This is a genomic window from Ulvibacter sp. 2305UL32-6 (genome assembly GCF_058148545.1).
This window is the reverse complement of sequence record NZ_JBYVKA010000004.1, coordinates 379,842-401,358: the sequence shown is the minus strand read 5'-3', so window position 1 is coordinate 401,358 and position 21,517 is coordinate 379,842. Positions and strand designations below refer to the sequence as shown.

At 38.2% G+C, this 21,517-nt stretch carries 17 protein-coding genes; 10 read left to right on the top strand and 7 right to left on the bottom strand.

Going from position 1 to position 21,517, the window contains the following annotated elements; all coding sequences use genetic code 11:
- Window positions 1–24 precede the first annotated feature (24 nt).
- The 3 genes from ACY2RU_RS14525 to ACY2RU_RS14515 are packed head-to-tail and all read left to right on the top strand — an operon-like array spanning window position 25 to window position 4,795.
- A complete protein-coding gene (locus ACY2RU_RS14525) occupies window positions 25–714 on the top strand; it encodes an LOG family protein (RefSeq protein WP_490139202.1) in 690 nt (229 codons plus the stop codon).
- A 20-nt stretch (window positions 715–734) separates the two neighbouring features.
- Entirely contained in the window at window positions 735–1,982 is a 1,248-nt protein-coding gene (locus ACY2RU_RS14520) for a T9SS type A sorting domain-containing protein (protein WP_490139201.1), read from the top strand.
- Window positions 1,983–2,029: 47 nt separating this feature from the next.
- Window positions 2,030–4,795: a gluzincin family metallopeptidase gene (locus tag ACY2RU_RS14515; RefSeq protein ID WP_490139200.1), complete on the top strand. Its 2,766-nt coding sequence runs from the start codon at window positions 2,030–2,032 to the stop codon at window positions 4,793–4,795.
- A 9-nt stretch (window positions 4,796–4,804) separates the two neighbouring features.
- Here the strand turns inward: ACY2RU_RS14515 and ACY2RU_RS14510 are convergent, their stop codons facing one another.
- Window positions 4,805–5,725: an AraC family transcriptional regulator gene (locus ACY2RU_RS14510; protein WP_490139199.1), complete on the bottom strand. Its 921-nt coding sequence runs from the start codon at window positions 5,723–5,725 to the stop codon at window positions 4,805–4,807.
- A 213-nt stretch (window positions 5,726–5,938) separates the two neighbouring features.
- On the opposite strand from ACY2RU_RS14510, the gene ACY2RU_RS14505 reads away from it, so the two are divergent.
- The 7 genes from ACY2RU_RS14505 (at window position 5,939) to ACY2RU_RS14475 (ending at window position 14,529) form a co-directional block, all read left to right on the top strand.
- Window positions 5,939–7,438, top strand: a complete 1,500-nt coding sequence (locus ACY2RU_RS14505; protein WP_490139198.1) for an aldehyde dehydrogenase family protein — start codon at window positions 5,939–5,941, stop codon at window positions 7,436–7,438.
- Between the two features lie 65 nt (window positions 7,439–7,503).
- Complete coding sequence (locus ACY2RU_RS14500) at window positions 7,504–7,857, top strand: DUF779 domain-containing protein (RefSeq protein WP_490139197.1); 354 nt, start codon at window positions 7,504–7,506, stop codon at window positions 7,855–7,857.
- 12 nt (window positions 7,858–7,869) lie between these two features.
- Window positions 7,870–8,103 (top strand): hypothetical protein, encoded by a 234-nt coding sequence (locus tag ACY2RU_RS14495; RefSeq protein WP_490139196.1) that lies wholly within the window; start codon window positions 7,870–7,872, stop codon window positions 8,101–8,103.
- A gap of 86 nt (window positions 8,104–8,189) precedes the next feature.
- Complete coding sequence (locus ACY2RU_RS14490; protein WP_490139195.1) at window positions 8,190–10,604, top strand: alpha-ketoacid dehydrogenase subunit alpha/beta; 2,415 nt, start codon at window positions 8,190–8,192, stop codon at window positions 10,602–10,604.
- A gap of 320 nt (window positions 10,605–10,924) precedes the next feature.
- Entirely contained in the window at window positions 10,925–12,619 is a 1,695-nt protein-coding gene (gene asnB / locus ACY2RU_RS14485; protein ID WP_490139194.1) for an asparagine synthase B, read from the top strand.
- Between the two features lie 232 nt (window positions 12,620–12,851).
- Complete coding sequence (locus ACY2RU_RS14480; RefSeq protein ID WP_490139193.1) at window positions 12,852–13,763, top strand: sterol desaturase family protein; 912 nt, start codon at window positions 12,852–12,854, stop codon at window positions 13,761–13,763.
- 133 nt (window positions 13,764–13,896) lie between these two features.
- Window positions 13,897–14,529: an SDR family oxidoreductase gene (locus ACY2RU_RS14475; protein WP_490139192.1), complete on the top strand. Its 633-nt coding sequence runs from the start codon at window positions 13,897–13,899 to the stop codon at window positions 14,527–14,529.
- A gap of 131 nt (window positions 14,530–14,660) precedes the next feature.
- Here the strand turns inward: ACY2RU_RS14475 and ACY2RU_RS14470 are convergent, their stop codons facing one another.
- The 6 genes from ACY2RU_RS14470 to ACY2RU_RS14445 all read right to left on the bottom strand — a co-directional run bounded on the left by ACY2RU_RS14470 (window position 14,661) and on the right by ACY2RU_RS14445 (window position 21,347).
- Window positions 14,661–15,938, bottom strand: coding sequence for an ammonium transporter (locus ACY2RU_RS14470; RefSeq protein ID WP_490139191.1), 1,278 nt, complete (start codon window positions 15,936–15,938; stop codon window positions 14,661–14,663).
- A 148-nt stretch (window positions 15,939–16,086) separates the two neighbouring features.
- A complete protein-coding gene (locus ACY2RU_RS14465; RefSeq protein ID WP_490139190.1) occupies window positions 16,087–17,667 on the bottom strand; it encodes a T9SS type A sorting domain-containing protein in 1,581 nt (526 codons plus the stop codon).
- Window positions 17,668–17,803: 136 nt separating this feature from the next.
- Window positions 17,804–18,625 (bottom strand): SDR family oxidoreductase, encoded by an 822-nt coding sequence (locus tag ACY2RU_RS14460; protein WP_490139189.1) that lies wholly within the window; start codon window positions 18,623–18,625, stop codon window positions 17,804–17,806.
- Window positions 18,626–18,665: 40 nt separating this feature from the next.
- Window positions 18,666–19,637, bottom strand: a complete 972-nt coding sequence (locus ACY2RU_RS14455; RefSeq protein ID WP_490139188.1) for a 3-oxoacyl-ACP synthase III family protein — start codon at window positions 19,635–19,637, stop codon at window positions 18,666–18,668.
- A 329-nt stretch (window positions 19,638–19,966) separates the two neighbouring features.
- Complete coding sequence (locus tag ACY2RU_RS14450) at window positions 19,967–20,713, bottom strand: acyl-CoA desaturase (protein WP_490139187.1); 747 nt, start codon at window positions 20,711–20,713, stop codon at window positions 19,967–19,969.
- Between the two features lie 52 nt (window positions 20,714–20,765).
- Window positions 20,766–21,347, bottom strand: a complete 582-nt coding sequence (locus ACY2RU_RS14445) for a Crp/Fnr family transcriptional regulator (protein WP_490139186.1) — start codon at window positions 21,345–21,347, stop codon at window positions 20,766–20,768.
- Window positions 21,348–21,517 lie beyond the last annotated feature (170 nt).

Below are 21,517 nucleotides of genomic sequence, written 5' to 3'. Positions count from 1 at the left end.
TACTATTAAAAATTACTCAATAATATGAGAAATGAACAAACCCCAAAAAATTGGAATGAAGTAAAAACCAATGATTCTTGGGCCATATTTAAAATTATGGGTGAATTCGTGAATGGCTATGAAAAAATGAGTCGCATTGGTCCATGTGTTTCTATTTTTGGTTCAGCACGAACGAAACCAGACAACAAATACTACCAACTCGCCGAATGCATCGCTAAAAAGATCACCGAACATGGCTATGGCGTCATTACTGGTGGAGGTCCTGGTATTATGGAAGCTGGTAACAAAGGTGCGCATCTTGCAGGAGGAACTTCTGTAGGACTTAATATAACCCTCCCCTTTGAGCAACACGATAATCCTTATATAGATAGTGATAAAAGCATTGATTTTGACTACTTTTTTGTTCGGAAGGTAATGTTTGTCAAATATTCACAAGGTTTTGTTGTAATGCCTGGCGGTTTTGGAACTTTAGATGAATTCTTTGAAGCCTTTACACTTATTCAAACCCATAAAATTGACAAATTCCCGCTTATCTTGGTGGGAACTCACTTTTGGGGCGGATTAATGGACTGGATTAAAGGCACACTTCTTGAAGCCAATAATAATATTAGCGCACATGATCTAGACTTGGTTCATTTGGTCGATACTGAAGATGAAGTTCTAGAAATCTTAGACACCTTCTATCAGAAAGGTAATTTAAGTCCGAATTTTTAATAATACCCGCTCCCAGCGACATGAAGAACTTTCAACTTATAGGTTTATTATTGATGCTCAGTGCCTCCGTTTCGGCACAAGAGACCATTAAAACTATGTTTTATAATGTGCTCATGTTTCCTTCGGCATCTCCTGGTGGACGTACCGAAACCTTAAAAAATATCGTTGACAGCTACGATCCCGATATTTTTATGATTTGCGAATTGGAAAGTGAAGCTGGTGGACTCATCATCTTAAATGAATCACTAAATGCGGAAGGTATTGAATATGTTATGGCGCCCTTTCAAGACAATACCAGTAGCGGAGCAGACCTTCAGCAATTGGTCTACTTCAAAAAAGGGATGTTTGCTTTAGAAATCGTTGACATCATTCAAACCGATGTACGTGACATTAATCGCTACCGACTTTTACTAGAAACCGCAGATCAGGTAATAGATCCTATCTTTATAGATCTTTATGTTACTCATTTAAAATCAAGTCAAGGAAGTTCGAATGTGCAGGAACGTCTCGATATGGTGGCCGAATTTACCAATAGCTTGTCTAATCTGGATCCGAATGCTTTTATTCTCTTTGCTGGTGATCTTAATCTTTATACTAGTAGCGAGCCCGCCTATCAAGAACTACTCGATGTTACTAATCCTATTGTGCTGATCGACCCCATTGACACGCCGGGCAGTTGGAACAACAATTCAAGTTTTCAGGCAGTACATACGCAAAGTACGCGAATTAACTCAGGCCCATTTGGCGCTGGTGCTGGTGGGGGTATGGACGATCGTTTTGATTTTATTCTGATATCAGAGAATATGCAAACCGACCCAAAATTGAGATATATCCCAGACACGTACAAAAGCTACGGAAACAATGGAAACTGTTTCAATAATGATGTAAGTAGTACTGATTGTACAGGAGAGTTCTCACAGGAACTACGCAACTATATTTTTAGTATGAGCGACCATCTTCCCGTGGTTATGGAGCTTGAAACCAACAAGGAGATTGTTTTAAGTGTTTCTGAAACTACTGAGGCGTCTCCCTGGCTGCTCTTAGAACAGACACTTGTTTCCGATATATTATCAATTCATATCTCTGAAGCCTTACTACAACCAACCGAACTAAGTATTTATGATGTATTTGGTCAACGTGTGATGAATTTTAATATCAATCCGGCATCTAATATGCAAATCTCTGTCTCTCATCTTGCAGAAGGCATCTACTATTTAAAAAGTAATTCGCCCAATAGCAATCCGATTAAATTTTTAAAAGTTTCTTGAGGTTTTTTAGCATCATATTTGGGTTGTTTATACTGCTTGCTGCTCCCTTGAGTGCACAGCACGACATTCGTATTGAGGCAAAATTAAAAGAAGCCGACAGGTCCTTGGATATTGTTCAGACCATAGTATTTAAAAATACTACGGAAACGGTTCTTAACGAGCTCTATTTAAACGATTGGGCCAATAGTTTTTCTTCAAAGACGACTCCGCTCGCCAAACGGTTTGCCGAAAATTACAGTCCGGCATTTCATTTTGAAAAAGACGATGAACGCGGACGAACAAAGATTTATAGTATCAGCGACGAAAGATCTCTCCCACTTACTTGGGAGCGAACAGCTGTTGATATTATAAAAATTGAGTTAGATACACCCTTGCAGCCTGGAGAAGCATTTACTATTAGTGCTTTGTACAACGTAAAATTGCCCAAAGCTAAATTTACGCGCTATGGCGCGGCCAAAAACGGGGATTATAAGTTGCGTTATTGGTATTTATCACCTGCTGTTTATGATGGTGCCTGGGAGATCTATAGTAACAAAAATACAGATGATCTCTATGCGAAGCCGTCTCGATATGAAGTCACCATTACTGCACCATCCCGTTTCACAATTATTTCAGACCTTAACGAAGTATCAACTGATATTTCCGAAGAAAACAGCATAACAAAACTAGAAGGCGATAATAGATTGCAGGCAATGGTTCAACTGCGTCAACGTCCTATTTTTGAAACGATCGCCACAGATAAACTGGATGTAATTACCAATTTAGAAGACAAAAAAGTAACCGCCCCTATCAAAGCACTTGCTATTGACCGAATTGTGCATTTTCTTGATGAGCGATTGGGTTCATTTCCAAATGCTAAGCTGCTCTCTACGGAAAGCGCCTATAGAACGAGCCCAGTTTACGGTTTAAACCAGTTACCCGATTTTATCAGTCCGTTTCCAGATGGATTCCAATACGATATGGAGCAATTAAAAACCATTTCGCGGGCGTATATTGAGAATAGTTTAAATCTCCATCCACGAAAAGATTATTGGTTACAGGGTGCACTACAGATCTATTTGATGGCCGAGTATGTTGACACGTACTATCCAAAGATGAAGATCATGGGTAATTTAAGCAACTTTTGGCTTATTAGATGGTCACATGCATCTGACCTAGAATTCAACGATCAATACCCCTTATTGTACCAAAATATGGCCCGCAATAACCTGCACCAATCGCTGGTTACGCCAAAAGATTCTTTACTGAAGTTTAACAAGAATATTGCGAACGATTATTATGCTGGCGACGGATTTCAGTATTTGGCAGATTATTTGGGGAAAGATGTGCTGCTGAAATCGATCAAAGAATTTTTTACTGAAAATAAGCTGCGCAGTGTTACTTCGGAACAATTTCAGGAAGTGTTAGAAAGAAACACCGACAAACCCGTTGCTTGGTTTTTTGAAGAATACGTAAAGAAAAGAGGCCTTATCGACTTTAAAATTGACAAGGTAAAGCGACAAGGTGATTCGGTACAAGTAACGATCAAGAACCGCGAGAATAACACCATGCCGGTAGCTTTGTACGGACTTAAAAAAGATTCGGTCGTATTTAAAAAATGGTTAGCTCCCTTTGACAGTTTGAGTACCATCACTGTTCCTGCAACTGAGATAAAGCATTTGGCGCTCAATTATGAAGGGCATATTCCAGAATTAAATGACAGAAATAATTACAAGAACCTAAAAGGAATTTTAAACAGGCCCTTACAATTTAGGCTATTTCAGGATATACAAGATCCAAAATACAACCAATTGTTCTTTATGCCTATTGTTGAATACAACCTGTATGATGGTGCAACTTTTGGCGTGAAATTGTATAATAAAACGATATTGCCAAAAGATTTTCATTATAAACTTGAACCGCAATTTGGTTTCCGCTCTAAAACTTTAATTGGTAGTGGTTCTTTGGTTTATACCGATCGAATTCAAGGCGATTCCAATTTGTATTCTATGCGTTACGGAATCGCAGGAAGTTATTATTCATATAATACCGATCTATTTTACAAGCGATTTGGTCCCTTTATGACCTTTGCTTTTAGAAATACTGATGATCTACGGGACAATGAAAAACAGTTTATCAACATTAGAAATGTAAACGTTTTTCAAGATGAAAATGTCAACGATCCTAATCAAGATCCAAACTACAGTGTATTTAATGCGCAATATGTGTATTCAAACCCAAATCTGATTAACTATTACCGAGGCGTTGTAGACTATGAGATCTCCTCGCGATTTAGCAAGCTATCAACCACTTTTACCTATAGAAAATTATTTCTGAATAACCGTCAGCTTAATGTTCGTGCATTTGCGGGAGTATTTTTATATAATGATACGGCTCCTGATGATAATTTCTTCAGTTTTGCGTTGGATCGCCCAACAGATTATCTTTTTGACTATAATTACTACGGAAGAAGCGAAGACTCCGGGCTTTTCAGTCAGCAACTAATTATTGCCGAAGGCGGATTTAAATCACAACTCGATCCTGCCTTTGCGAACAGTTGGATGACAACGGTTAACGCCAGTACCAATATTTGGAAATGGATCTTTGCATATGGCGATGCAGGTTTGGTACACAACAAAGGTAGAGGTACTGCTGCGGTATTTGACAGCGGAATTCGTTTAAGTCTAGTAGCAGATTATTTTGAACTGTATTTTCCTCTCTATTCCAATCTGGGTTGGGAGCCAGGGTTACCAAACTACGATCAGAGAATCCGTTTTATTGTTACTTTGAGCCCCAGTACTTTATTAGGTCTCTTTACTCGAGAGTGGTATTAGATTCCTGAATTAATCGGAAGCGATCGATTCCTTAAACTTCAAAGGTGTCATGAGTTCCATCTTTTTAAATTGGCGATTAAAGTAGCTCACATTATTAAAGCCTGATTTATAGGCGATCTCTGAGATCTGAAAGCTATTCTTTTCTTTAATAAGCTTTTTTGCAAATTTGATCTTTTCAGAATTGATATAATCTATTGGCGACACACCTAAAGTATTTTTAAACTTCTTATGAAAATGCGATGTACTCATGCATGCCTTTTCTGCTAAGGTATCTACACTAATATCTCTATTAGTAAGATGTTCCTTGATAAATTTAATGACCATACCAATGCGGGTATCGCTGAAAATATTTTCAGAATCACCCAAAATGATCGCTTTCGCTTTGGTCTGTAATAACCGAACGATCAATTCTTGGATCATAAGATCAAGCAAAATATCTTTAGAATTGTTATTATTTGTAAAGGTATAAACCAACCGCTGAATAAGCTGATTTACATCAGTATTGTTGGTTAGATGTGAAGCCGATGCGTCGAGATTCCAATTGTTATTCTCCTTTTCGATCGCAACCGCGTCATTAAAATTTTGAACCACATCATTGATCTTGTCGGTGTCAATTCCTAGTGCCAAGCACTGGGTAGGATCATCCTTTTTAGCAATCGGAAAATCGATTACCATCTCTTTGTTTGTTGGCATGACCACAGATTCTCCTGGATAAAAATCAAAAGAAGGCATTCCTTCAATATGCATCACCTTTTTTCCTCTCAACATACTTGCGATCACAGGAAAATCGAAGGTGAGAGCTACTTTTTCTGCAACCTCATGGGTTTCAAAAATGTTCAATTCAGCATAGGCAGCACTGTATATCGTTCTGTTCTCGACAAGAGTTGTTAGTTTTCTACGGCTGTTATGGGTATGTAACAAAGAGCTCATAAACAATGATACAAAACTATTTTCACAAATTTAAATATATAAGAGCATTGTGCGATTTAATAATCTATACGTTCAATTCATTCCGTATAATATAAAATACTTTTATAAAAATTGAAAGATCCTTAGTTTTTTGTGTTTCAATTGCGAATTCAACAACTGCTTATATAAGGATACTATCATTCAATTATTTCTAATCAACTTAAATTATTTTATATGAGTTATTCTAAACCAAAATTTAAAGACACCTATCACAACTTTATCGATGGTAAATTTGTTGCACCTTTAGGAGGGGCCTATTTTGAAAACACCTCCCCTATTGATAATAGCCTTATTGCGAAGTACCCGCGTTCACAAAAGGAAGATGTTGAAATGGCCGTAGCGGCTGCCAACAGAGCTAAAGATGCATGGGGAAATACTTCTGCAGCAGAGCGCGCTTCCTTGCTGAATAAAGTTGCCGATATCATTGAAGAAAACTTAGAAGAGTTTGCTATCGTTGAAACCTGTGACAATGGAAAACCAATTCGGGAAACGCTCAATGCAGATATTCCGCTTTCGGTAGATCACTGGCGTTATTTTGCTGCCTGTATTAGAGCTGAAGAAGGTTCGGCTACCGAACTTGATGCCAATACCCTTTCTATGAATATTAAAGAGCCTCTAGGGGTTGTGGGGCAGATCATTCCGTGGAACTTTCCACTACTGATGCTTTCGTGGAAATTACCTCCTGCATTGGCAACAGGAAATTGTGTCATTTTAAAACCTGCCGAGCAAACGCCGTCCACAGCCACCTTACTGATGGAAAAGATCGCAGATGTATTTCCTCCTGGTGTTCTTAACGTTGTTCATGGTTTCGGACCAGAAGCTGGAAAGCCATTAGCATCAAGCAGTAACATTGACAAAGTAGCTTTTACGGGAGAAACAACCACGGGACAACTCATCATGCAATACGCCTCAAAAAATCTAAACCCTGTCACCATGGAGCTTGGAGGTAAATCGCCTAATATTTTCTTTAACTCTGTAATGGACCATGACGATGCTTATTTAGATAAAGCTATAGAAGGGGCTGTACTCTTCGCTTTCAATGCCGGTGAAGTATGTACTTGTCCGTCGCGTATCCTCGTTCAAGAAGATATCTACGATGCCTTTATGGAGCGTGTGGTTGAGAGAACAAAAGCTATCGTTCAAGATAATCCATACGACGTGAATACCATGCTTGGCGCACAAGCTTCTAACGATCAATATGAAAAGATCCAATCGTATTTCAGCATAGGAAAAGAAGAAGGTGCTAAAATACTCACAGGTGGTGCTGCGGCCAAACTGGATGGAAATTTAGCCAATGGATTTTATATTCAACCAACGATCATGGAAGGTCATAACAAAATGCGCGTCTTTCAAGAGGAGATCTTCGGTCCTGTAGTATGTGTTACCAAATTTAAAGACGAGGCGGAAGCACTAGAGATCGCCAATGATACGCTTTACGGACTTGGAGCTGGGGTTTGGACCCGTGATGCGCATCAGTTATATCAAATTCCTCGAGGAATCAAAGCGGGTCGCGTTTGGGTAAATTGTTATCATGCCTATCCCGCACACGCACCGTTTGGCGGCTATAAAAAATCTGGATTCGGAAGAGAAAATCATTTAATGATGATGAATCACTATCGTCAAACTAAAAACATGTTGATCTCATACGACAAGAATAAATTAGGTTTCTTTTAGAATGAATTGTTTAATTTGTGAGGGCTGAACGTAAAAACTTCAGCCTTTTTTTAACTATAAAAAATATGGAACGAGTAGCCATTACTGAAGCAGCGATCAAGATTGTCAATCAATTAAAAGCGCAATACGGAGCGCTAATCTTCCATCAAAGTGGCGGTTGCTGTGATGGCTCCTCCCCTATGATCTTTGAAGAGGGCGAGATGTATCTCGATGAAAGCGACATATTGTTAGGGCAAATTGAAGGTGTCAATTTCTATATGAATCAGGATCAATTTGAATATTGGAAACATACGCATTTAACAGTCGACATCACAAAAGGTAGAGGCTCTAGTTTTTCTTTGGAAATTCCCCTCGGACTTCGCTTTATAATTCATTCACGTTTATTAACTTCGGAAGAACAAAAAATGCTCAACCCATAATTCCGAAGAACCATGCAAATACTCAATGACTGGCGAATCATCATACTCCTCTGTCTAACGCTTGGACTAGCCCCATTCTTTCCCGAACCACATATCTGGGGAAAACTAAAATGGATCGCTGGCGGGGCTGAAGGAATGACTGCTACAGACTGGTTTGATGTTTTATTACATGGCGCACCTTTCCTATTACTTATTCGTATTGTGATTGTTAAAATCTTTGGAAAGATTACGGATAGTGAAAAATAATGACCAATTCTTTATCATTTCTGTAACTTTTTAGCGTTGTTTCGCATACTGTTTTTCGCTACTTTTGTAGCAAATATTCAGATTTTATGCAAACAAACCCAGAAACCAACAGCGACTTGTCTTTCGACGATTTTAAATCGGAAGTTTTAAATGACTATAAAATTGCAGTAACTAGCCGTGAATGTAGTCTTTTAGGGCGTCGTGAGGTTCTCACAGGTAAAGCTAAATTTGGAATTTTCGGTGACGGAAAAGAAGTGCCTCAGTTAGCCTGGGCCAAGTCGTTCAAAAATGGAGACTGGCGAAGTGGCTACTATCGCGATCAAACCTTTATGATGGCGATTGGTAAACTTTCTATTCAACAGTTCTTCGCAGGACTCTATGCACACACCGATATTGATGCAGATCCAATGAGTGCCGGAAGACAAATGGGTGGCCATTTTGCAACACACAGTTTAAATGATGACGGAAGTTGGAAAACGCTAACCGCACAAAAAAATAGTTCGGCCGATATCTCTCCTACCGCCGGACAAATGCCACGATTACTAGGCTTAGCGCAAGCATCAAAGATCTTTAGAAATGTAAAAGGCATTAAAGGAAAAACCCAGTTTTCTATCAACGGAAACGAAGTTGCTTGGGGAACCATCGGAAATGCAAGTACTAGTGAAGGTCTGTTTTGGGAAACGATCAATGCCGCAGGTGTGCTACAAGTACCTATGGTCATGAGTGTTTGGGATGATGAATACGGAATTTCAGTACATGCCAAACATCAAACTACCAAAGAAAATATTAGTGAGATCTTAAAGGGATTTCAACGTACCGAAGATGAAAACGGTTATGAGATCATGCGTGTCAATGGTTGGGACTACCCTGCCCTTATCGATACATATCAAAAAGCTTCCAAGATTGCACGCGAAGAACACGTTCCCGTATTAATTCACGTGCTTCAATTAACGCAGCCGCAAGGACATTCTACAAGTGGATCTCATGAGCGTTATAAAAGTAAAGATCGTCTAGCATGGGAAGCTGAGTACGACTGTAATGCACAAATGCGTACGTGGATGATCGCTAACAATATGGCGACGGAAGATGAACTTGCTGAGATCGAAAAAGATATCAAAAAGCAGGTTCGCGATGGCAAGAAACTAGCCTGGGAAGCTTTTCTTGCCCCACAGAAACAAGAGCAAGAGGAAGCTTTAACATTGCTGTCAAATCTTGCTGAAAGTTCTTCGAATAAGAATTTTATTGAAAAAATTAAAAATGATCTGGCCTCAGAGAAAGAGCCTTTACGTCGCAGTATTGCCCAAGCGACGCGGAAAGCGCTTCGGTATGTTGTAGGTGAAGATTCTTCGGAAAAACGCCAATTGATTGACTGGATCGATAACTACTTTGAGATCATTCAACCCAAATATTCGGCACATCTTTATTCCGAAGCAAAGGTAAACGCCAAGACGATTTCCGAAGTTAAACCAACCTATGATGAAAATGCTGAAGATGTTGACGCAAGGCTTGTTTTAAGAGACAACTTTGACGCCATCTTTGAACGTCATCCGGAAACACTTATTTTTGGTGAAGATTCGGGTACGATTGGGGACGTAAACCAAGGTTTGGAAGGAATGCAGGAAAAATACGGCGAACTTCGAGTAAGTGACACTGGAATTAGAGAGGCTACTATCTTGGGTCAAGGTATCGGAATGGCCATGCGTGGCTTGCGCCCTATTGCTGAAATTCAATATCTCGATTATATTCTCTATTGCTTACAAATTATGAGTGATGATCTTGTTACTGTTCGTTACAGAACAGCGGGCAAGCAAAAAGCACCGTTAATTGTACGAACTCGCGGGCATCGACTTGAAGGTATTTGGCACAGTGGTTCACAAATGGGTGGTTTGATACATTTGCTTCGTGGAATGTATATTCTAGTCCCACGAAATATGACAAAGGCGGCTGGCTTTTATAATACTTTACTTGAAACCGACGAACCAGCTTTAGTCATCGAATGTCTGAATGGATATCGTTTAAAAGAAAAGATGCCAACCAATCTCGGCGAATTTAGAACCCCTATTGGTGTAGTGGAAACTGTTAAAGAAGGAAGTGATATTACCTTGGTTTCCTACGGAAGTACCTTACGCATTGTGGAAGAGGCAGCCAAAGAATTACAACAGGTAGGTATTGACGCAGAAGTAATTGATATACAGTCACTTTTACCGCTTGACTTAAACCATGACTTGGTAAAAAGTGTACAGAAAACGAATCGTCTTTTAGTAATCGATGAAGATGTTTCAGGTGGGGCGTCAGCCTACATTATGCAACACATTGTTGATACACAAAACGGATATCAGTACTTAGATAGTAAGCCCGAAACAATGGCAGCGCAGCCTCATCGTCCAGCTTATGGAACCGACGGTGATTATTTTTCAAAACCTTCAACAGAAGACATCTTTGAAAAAGTATACGCTATGATGAGTGAAGTAGATCCTGAAAGCTTCCCGAAGTTGCGCTAATAAAAATATAGTAGTTTATCGATAAAAAGTCTGTATTAGTCTAAAAACTGTAAGTTTTTCCTACAAAGATTAGGATAAGCGAGTTTTTATTCTAAATATTTGAAAAGAATAAGAAAACAACAAGTTATGTTACTGAGCCTTGCGAATAATAATTTGAATAATAATAACGCCCGGACGTAATAGAAACTTGTACACGATATTTAAACCCGTCAAGTTTCAAACCTGACGGGTTTTTTTATGAAGTAATAAATTTAGAAATAGGCTAGTCTCGTGTAGGAACGAAGTCTCAAAAAATAACTAACCAAGTAAAATATAAAATTATGTGTGGAATTGTATGTGCTTTCGAGCTTAAAGAATCATCTGAAAAACTACGCCCCCAACTTTTGGAGATGGCAAAATGTATTAGACACCGCGGTCCAGACTGGAGTGGCATATTTGACAATGATAAGGCAATCATGGCGCACGAGCGACTTGCCATTGTAGACCCTACTTCAGGAAAGCAACCTTTATTTTCCGAAGATAAAAATCTGATACTTGCAGCAAATGGGGAAATTTATAATCATCAGGAATTGAGAAAACAGTTTGAGGGACGTTATAATTTTCAAACGAAAAGTGACTGCGAGGTCATTTTGGCACTGTACAAAGAAAAAGGAAGCGACTTTTTAGACGAGCTTAATGGAATCTTCGGATTTGCGCTCTACGATGTCGAAAATGATAGTTATTTGATCGCCAGAGATCATATGGGAATCATACCCCTTTACATGGGTTGGGATCAGAATGGAACCTTTTATGTTGCTTCCGAATTAAAGGCACTGGAAGGAGTTTGCACCAAAATAGAACTCTTTCCTCCAGGACACTTTTTAGACAGTCGTGATGGCGAATTGAAGCGTTGGTGGACCCGTGACTGGATGCAATTTGATGAAGTAAAAGATAATGTAACCAGTATTTCCGACCTGAGAGATGCGTTGGATGCAGCGGTACATAGACAATTGATGAGTGATGTACCTTATGGCGTATTACTATCGGGTGGTTTAGATTCTTCGATCACTTCGGCTTTAGCCAAAAAATACGCTGATAAAAGAATTGAAAGTGGTGATCAAGATGGTGCCTGGTATCCACAGCTACACTCCTTTGCCATTGGTCTTGACGGCTCACCAGACCTAGCAGCAGCACAACATGTGGCAGATCATATTGGCACCGTACATCACGAAGTAAAATTTACCATTCAAGAAGGTATTGATGCTATTCGCGATGTGATCTATCATGTAGAAACCTATGACATTACAACCATTAGAGCAAGTACACCTATGTTTTTATTGGCACGTGCAATTAAGGCGATGGGGATTAAAATGGTGCTTAGCGGTGAAGGTGCCGATGAAATTTTTGGAGGTTATCTATATTTTCACAAGGCGCCAAGCGCTAAAGATTTCCACGAAGAGAATGTGCGGAAGCTAGATAAATTGCATATGTATGATTGTCTTCGTGCTAATAAATCATTGGCTTCTTGGGGAATTGAAGGCCGAGTGCCTTTCTTGGACAAAGAATTTATGGATGTCGCCATGCGTCTAAACCCTAAAGACAAAATGATCTTAGCTGGAGCCAAAGCCAACGGAGTTAAAACAAAACAAGCCATGGGAAAGTGGGTCTTACGTGAGGCCTTCGGTGATATGTTACCCGAGAGTGTGGCTTGGCGTCAAAAAGAGCAATTTAGCGACGGGGTTGGATATAGCTGGATCGATACATTAAAAGAAATGGTTCATGAGCAAGTAAGTGACGAGCAAATGGCGAATGCGAAATATCGTTTTCCTATTCAGACACCAACGAGTAAAGAAGAGTTTTACTACCGTTCTATTTTTGAAGAACACTTTCCTAGTGATGCTGCAGCCTTAAGTGTACCTTCAGTACCTAGTGTTGCGTGTAGTTCCCCTGTGGCACTGGCGTGGGACGAAAGTTTTAAAAACATGAACGACCCTAGTGGAAGAGCGGTTGCCAATGTGCACGATGAAGCCTATTAAAAAGCCTATTTCAGAAATACAACAACGGTAACACATTGCCAATAGACCTTCTATACATGAATGAGCTACTCTAGCGGACTTGTGTATGGAGGGTAAATTAAAATTGTCCCGTTCTGTCAATTACAATTTGTACCTTATGCACTTTACGATTAGCTAGGAAGCATAGATATAATCATTATCTCGTCCTAAATAATAACATTTTCATTTAAACGAAATAATTGAGTTGTATCATATGGATTTTACCAACCCTTTAGTGTATGGAGTCCCTTGCTTTTTAGGATTTATTGCCTTAGAACTTACATACAGTAAAGTTTTTCATGACAAGCAGCTTTATAAATGGAAAGATCTAAAGGCGAGTTTATTGCTCGGTATTGGTTCTGCCTTTATTGGTGCATTGATTAAGGTTGTTTCTATAATTTTTGTCTTTAATTTCGTTTACGACATTTTCAATCCATTGGTAGATGGAGTACGTACCAATATTTTTGGATGGAAGTCATTTGGCTATGCCTGGTATTTATGGATTATTTGCATGCTCCTTGACGACCTAACTTATTATTGGTTTCATCGGCAAAATCATATGGTAAGAATATTATGGGCGGCACACATTGTTCATCATTCCTCTTCTAATTTTAATTTAGGTACTGCTATTCGCAATGGCTGGTTCACAATTTTCTACAAACCTTTTTTTTATGTTTGGATCGTAATGATAGGCTTTTCGCCAGAAATGCTGGTAGTATGTTTAGGGATTGAGGCTCTGTGGCAATTCCAATTACACACAAAGTATATTACCAATCTTGGATTCTTCGAACGCTTTATCAATACCCATACAATGCATCAGGTACATCATGCAAGAAACATCGAATATATGGATAAAAATCACGGTGGGTTTTTAAATGTATTTGACAGAATTTTTGGTACCTGGAAAGAACTAGATGATTCTGTAACTATTGAATACGGGGTTTCTAAGCCCCCCAATTCGCATAATTTGTATATTATCTTAACACATGAATACAAAAATATATGGGAAGACACTAAAAAATCAAAGAATTGGTTTCATAAATTCATGTATGTATTCGCTCCCCCTGGATGGAGTCATGACGGTAGCACTCTAACGGTACGACAAATCAGAAAGCAAAACGACTAAGAGATTTGCCATAATTAATATCCCTTAATATAAAAAAGCTCTTTTTTGTTAAAGCATCTTAAATTTGGATCTTTCCGAAGTTAAAATTCGTTAAGCAGCAAGTTCTTTTATTTTATCGTGTCTATATTAGAGTATGGAAAAGATATTAGTAGCTGGTGCGACAGGCACTACCGGACAAAAAGTAATCAATTTATTAAAACAATCTTCAAATTATCAACCAGTGGCTATGGTTCGTAATAAGTCACAGCAAGCTGATTTTGAAAATCAAGGTATTGAGACGGTTTTGGGCGATTTAGCTCAAGATGTTTCGCATACTACAAAAGGAATTGACAGAGTTATCTTTGCTGCTGGATCAGGAGGGAAAGATGTGGTCAATGTAGACCAAGAAGGTGCCAAAAGATTAATTGATGCCTCTAAAAAAGAACATATAAAGAAATTTGTGATGCTGAGTTCAATGGGTGCAGATAACCCACAGGGAGAACTAAAAGATTATTTACAAGCCAAACAAAATGCCGATCAGTATTTAGACATTAGTGGATTGACATTTAGTATCGTTAGACCAGGTACTCTCAACAATCAGGAGGGACTTGGAAAAATTAAATTAGGCCATAAACTGAACGAACAAGGCGAGATTCCACGTTGGGATGTAGCTCGCACTTTAGTAAAAAGTTTGGATACTGAAGTAGCAAAAAATCAAGCCTTTGAGATCCTAACAGGCGAAACTAAAATTGAAAATGCGGTAAGAGATTTTCAAGTACTGTCATAGCCTCCTTTGCAGAAATTTATTCTGTTTCAGAAGTTAAATTCTAGGCAGATACTAATTTCAAAATACAATTTAAACCCAGTTTTTTGACACATTCAAATAGCTTAAACTGATTTTTAAGCTATTTGAATGTGTCATTGTATTTTTTCGCCATGCTGACTAAGGTCTAAGCCTACCTCCTCCTGATCTTCTCTCACGCGCATCGTTAGTATTTTATCTACTAACATATAGAGTACATAACTAACTCCAAAGCAGTATATAAATGTGATCACAAGCGCCAAAAGGTGATAGAGAAATGTTGTGGTTTCACCGTATATGAGTCCTACTCCCGATGCGAACACCGCTGTTAATAGCATACCAACTATGCCTCCTATACCATGACTAGGAAATACGTCTAACGTATCATCGATACTTGATTTATTTTTCAAATGTATAGCCCAGTTACATATTATGGCGGCTATAAAGCCGATGAACATAGACTGCCCAATATTGACAAAGCCAGCTGCAGGAGTAATGGCTACGAGTCCGACCACGGCACCTATACAGGCACCTACGGCAGACATTTTACGTCCTAACATTCTTTCATAGAATACCCAAGTGATCATTGCTGTTGCTGAAGCTATATTTGTGTTTGCAAATGCAATTACCGCATCTGAATTTGCTCCCAGCGCCGACCCGGCATTAAATCCAAACCATCCAAACCAAAGTAGTCCAGTACCTAGTATAACAAATGGCACATTTGCAGGTTGTTTAAAAGCCGAATTTCTTTTGCCAAGAAAAACAGCTCCTGCCAAGGCAGCTATACCAGCAGACATGTGAACCACCGTACCTCCGGCAAAATCTAATACGCCCCAATTTCTAAATAGACCATCTGGATGCCATGTCATATGTGCTAACGGACTGTAAATAAAAATACTGAACAAAACCATAAAGAATATATAACTCCTAAACCGGACACGTCCAGCGAAACTACCAGTGATCAAAGCTGGTGTAATGATGGCAAATTTCAGCTGAAAAAGCGCAAAGAGCAAGAAAGGAATCGTAGAAGAAAAAGCAGGATTTGGTTCAGAACCTACATTATTAAATGCAAAATAGGTAAAAGGATTACCAATAATTCCTCCCAAACTATCTCCAAATGCCAAACTAAATCCAACCATTACCCAAAGCACACTAATGACACCAAGTGCTATAAAGCTTTGAAGCATAGTAGATATAACATTTTTTTTATTGACCATTCCCCCATAGAAGAACGATAATCCAGGAGTCATGAGTAAAACAAATGCACTAGCTACCAACATCCAAGCAGTATCTCCAGAGTCGATCTCAGAGGTCAATTCTTGATATTGGCTTGCTGTAAAAACACAAATGACTACGATTAAAAATAAGATGATAAAATTAACTTTCTTTCCCATGATATTGCATTATTATTCTTTAATTACTTTAACCATTTTATTCTGAAAAGGATAAAAATCTATTGATTCAATTAAGTTGATAGTCCTGATCTTTTATATGAACAATAACAGGATTTATTTTTACTGAAATTATCCTCACAAAACCCAATTATTCCTTTATGATCTTCGATGTGTATGTTTTCGTTTCATCATAACATTCAACAAAATATATTCCCGGATTGTACCTTTTCATGTTGATCTCAAAATAATTAGGCTCATTTAAATTATTTATCGATTTTACTAGTTTTCCCGCAGAATCATATAATTTATATCCTTTTACTTTTGGCAAACTAATGTTTACAATCTCTGTAGTAGGGTTTGGGTAAGCAATCATTCCTACTCTATTTTCTATTGCTATTTCCTGTAAACCTAAAATGGTTCCATCGGTTAGTGATCTTTGATACCAGATATTCAAAACATCAGCACGTGGATCACCCCAGGTAGCGTGTATTATTCCGTTATCTAATTGAATACTCATAAAATCATTACCTGCCGATGCCAGTACATTATTATATGACACCAATTCACTTGTAAGCTGAAAATTTGGTTCAAACGCAGTAGATCCTGCCGGTAAAAATGCCGCCCATATTTCAGATGCCGTTTCATAAGTATTGGCGTTTCCATTTCTTCTATCACGCCAGCTAACGACTAAGTCACCGTTGGCATCAAAATCTGCCCAAACCAGATCTTGCATAATATCATTTCCTACGGAATCGTCATTAACGCGAATTGCATCCGACCATGAAACCCCAGCATCTTCGCTTAAACGAATAAAAATATCTAAATCCGCATTGACATTTGCGGGATAAACAAAAGCTAGCACAGCCGAATTCGCAGGGCTCGAACGGAGTATATAGCCTAATTTTGGTAGCGGATCATTACTTGGAGTGGTCGCTGATGCAAAAACACTATTATAGGTAAAACTACTACCACCATTATTTGACGATGCTATAATATATTGTGGCAATATATTCTGGCTTACTACATAAGATGGATAAATTGCATGCAATACTCCAGATTCACTAACCGTTGGAGCAGGCATAGGTCTTTCAATAGCATTTCCAGAGAGCCAACCTGGAGTATCAAGATCTTTCCATTCAAAGCTATTACCACCATCGGTTGAGATAGACAGATAGGGATGGTAATCTGTCATGGCTCCTGCCGCATTCATTGACGTTATATAAATAAAACCATCTGTGGCAGTCTGGGAACGGTCTATCGATATCCATGGTCTATCCACAGGAATTCGCGGCGGATCGGCATTTATATTTAACACTTCAGTTGGAGCGTCAAATGTGAGTCCACCATCATCCGATTTACAAAGATAAATACCCCCTTCAATCGGACTTGAATCGGTTCCAGTTGAATCTATATAACTTACATATAAGTTTCCATTTGAATCGAAGGCCATTGAGCAATCTGCAGAAGTATAGCTCGGATCAACATGCGGCAATTCAACAACTGCGCTCCATGTACCGCCTCCATCAAAACTTACCCTAGTCTTAATTTTTATCCTATTACCTACGCCAGCCCAGCCCATCCAAGCCACCACAAGATGATCAGCGTTATTCGGATTCATTATGATATAAGGTTCACCATCAAAGATATTCCCGTTTGATATATTTTGATTTTGCCCATATAACCCAAAGGATACAAGGAATACCAAAAAGAGTGTTGTTAGATTTTTCATAAAGCTTCTTTATTTGCTTAATTTAAAAATGTGTCAGATAGTTTATTTAACAAAGAACAGTCTTTAAACTATTTTCAACTATTCTATAAATTTAATAAAATTCTTATGGGCAACTCATTGACCTCTCTCATTGTCATCATCCCGTGATGTGATATCCCCCGTCTACATGTCTAATCTCTCCTGTGATCCTTCCGTTTGGTCTAAAAAGATGAACAACTTCATGTGCTAAATCTTGAGGTGAGGCATTGCCAAGTGGGCTCATTTTATTCGCTGTATCTACATCTAAGGTTGTTAATGTAGCATTCCCCGCTTTGCTTCCCATATAGGTTGAAAAACGAACTACGTTGGCACGGGTTCCATTTAATCTTCCTAGCTCGTCGGCTAGTTCTATAGTGATACGCTCTAATGCTGCTTTTGCGATGCTCATATTTCGGTACGGATGGAAGGTTACTTTCGCAGCGGCAATGTAACTTATCGAACATATAGAACTTCCAGGTTGGAGTACCTGATATTTAAACAAAGAGTGTGTTAGTCTGATCAATGAATATGCAGAAACGTCCATAGTATCACAAAATTCTTCCTTTGTCACCTGAAGTAAAGGCTTTACTTCTTTATTTCGAATTGTTTTATCCATGGCAATAGCATGTAATAATCCATGAAGCTTAATGTTATCATCCTTTAGGCGTTTTGACAGATCGTCCATATTTTCTTCTAAAGTAACATCGAGAATCTCTACGCGGGAATCTCCAAGTTCGGAACGCACTGCGATTTTAAAATCAGCAAAATTTTTATTTAAAAAATTTTCGGCCTTAGCTGATAAGTTGTCATGAAATGGACTCACTCCCAAACCAGTACAAATTACCTGTCCACCTTGTTTTAGTATTTCTTTTGCTACATACATAGCCAGTGAGTGTTTATCTGCAATACCCGTTATTAAAAAGGTTTTTTCTGAAAGCATATATTATTTTTTAAATTAATAAATAGTATCAAAGAAATGGTTACCATTTGTAGAGAGCCGAACCCCAAGTCCAGCCTGCACCAACTGCCGCAAATAATACCATATCGCCTTTTTTGAATCCGCCATTTTTTCTAGTTTCATCCAAAATTATTGGAATAGTGCCTCCTGAAGTATTGGCGTAGCGATCCATATTCGTTTTTACCTTTTCGAAAGGCATTTCAATTTTTTCGGCAATTTTCTTTAAGATTCCAATACTGGGCTGGTGTGGTAGCATGCACGAAATATCACCAATCTTATAGTTATTCTTGTCCAAAAGATTCTTGATGCATTTTGGAACAACATCTATCGCTGTTTTAAATACTTCCTGACCATTCATTTGGAAAAAATGTCGTTTTGATTTTAATGTTTCTTCTGAAGTTGGTTCAGCAGAGCCGCCAGCCAGCACCGTAAAATGATCTTTTCCTGTTCCATCTGAATGCAATAAAAAATCAACAAATCCTTTATCTTCTTTTGTTTCTGAAATGACCATGGCTCCGGCCCCATCGCCAAAAAAGACCGCATCTCTTCTGGTCCAATCGGTTATATTAGAAAAGGTATCTGCTCCTATTACTAAAACATGATTGTACATCCCCGATTTTATAAACTGTACAGCTGTTGAGATAGAAAAAAGTGCGCCTGAACATACTGCAGAAATATCAAAAGCCACTGCATTCTTAGCCTTGATTTTTTCCTGAACAAAACACGCACATGAAGGAGCAGGTCTATCTGGCGTGGCAGTTGCTACGATAATAAGATCGATAGCCTCTGGTACAAGGTTGGCATTACTAATTGCCTCCAAACCAGCCTTTGCTGCTAAGTCACTTGTAGTCTCCCCTGTTGAAATTCTACGTTCCCTAATTCCTAAGTTTTTATAAATCCATTCATCAGATGATCCAACGGTTTCGAAATAATCGTTTTTTACGATATTTTCTGGGGCATATGATCCAGTCCCATTGATAAAAGCATTTCGCATAGTTAAAATTTTAACCAACTAAAGTCTATCATTTACTTATACTATCATAGACAAACTGTATTTAATTGACAATGATTGAGATATCTAAAATTTAGTATCGTGGTTTTTGTCAAATTCATATTATGCCTCTATCGGAAGTGTCTAAAATGCGAATGTGATAATCCTACAGCGGCAAAAAAATGAAAATTCAGAAGAAAAACAACGTGAATTGATCAATTGTAGCTCTTAAAACGTAGATTTTTGGCTAGAGACCTTCAAAAGATCACTAAAAAACTGCTTTAGGCTACAATTTCTTATCAGGAAATAGGCGCTCTATTATTTACGCAATTCTAAGCAGAAATGCGTTGTACTCTCTTAATTTTGATTATTCCTATAAGATTTAGGAATTTCATGATTTGATAAGTAACATCAACTTCATGCCAGCGGATACCTCCAAAATTGGCACGGCTTGCATATTTATGGTGATTATTGTGGTAGCCTTCACCCATCATTAAGAAGTCGAAAGGAAATAAGTTTTTTGACGTGTCTTTAGATTTGAAATTGACGTACCCATAAATATGTGCATACCAATTGATGATAACGCCATGAATTGGGGCCATAAAGAGGGCAACAGGTAAAAATAGCCATTCCCACCATGTGGTTGCAAAAATTAGAAAGAACGCTGCATAACCAACACCCCAGCTTACTCTAGAGATCCAAGAACTTGCAAAAGCATCAAATCGCTCCCATTGAGGGACGTTTTTAGTGAATTTTTCATCTACTTTAATTTTCTTTTGATTGATCTGGGCATAAATATTCTTAGTGCGCCACATCATCGAAAATACGTTCAGATCGTATTTAGGGGAATGTGGATCTTTTTCTGTATCGGCGTATGCGTGATGCATTCGGTGCATGACACCATAACCATAGGCGCTCAAGTAATTTGAGCCTTGAAAAAACCAAGTTAAAATAAAGGTGATCTTTTCTACCACTTTAGACATGGTGAATGTTTGATGAGCTGCATATCTATGAAGAAAGAAGGTTTGAAAAAATAACCCACCATACCACAGTACGATAATAAATATAAGTATTGTCATTGCTTTTTTTACAAAGGTAGAAGCAATAACAACGCCAAACAATGAACCTAAATTAAGTAATTTGTCTTCGAATGCGACTTAATGCTTGCGGGGTAACTCCAATATAGGAACTTACATACTTTAACGGGATAACATGAATCAGCTCAGGGCGCTCACTAAACAAATTTAAATACCGTTGTTTCGGTGTTTCGTTGAGTAACGATTGTTCTCTTTTAGATTTGATATAAAACAACCGTTCGGCAACCAAACGACCAATTAAATTTCCAATTTTTGTTACTTTATAAACTTCTTGTAGATCTTGATAAGACATACGATATAGAACCGTATCTGCTAAAGTTTCAAGCTCATAGTTAGATGGCTGCCTGGTTATAAAGGAATCATATGCACTTACAAATTGATTTTTAAAGCTAAATCCAAATGTGATCTCTTTCTCTTTAAATTCTTTAGGAACATACAACCTTACCACTCCTTGTTCAATAAAAGATATATGATTTTCAACAGTACCGGCCTTCAAAATTATTGTCTTCTTTCGGAACTCTTCTTTAAATAATTTAGTCGAAAAATAGGCCCAGTCTTCATCAGAAACATGAGCAATATCTTCAATGTATGCTCGAATAAAGTCTAAATTAGGCATTGATGAATTTCTAGGGTTTTGTTAAAATGATCTTTTATTTATACCTGGGAGCCATTTCTCATCAATATTTGATGAGAGTTTTTGAAACCAAGTTAAATTATGATGCTTTCTTTGCCGTAAAATGTTCTATAACGCTATTCAGAATTAAATTAATAAACATACTTTGACAT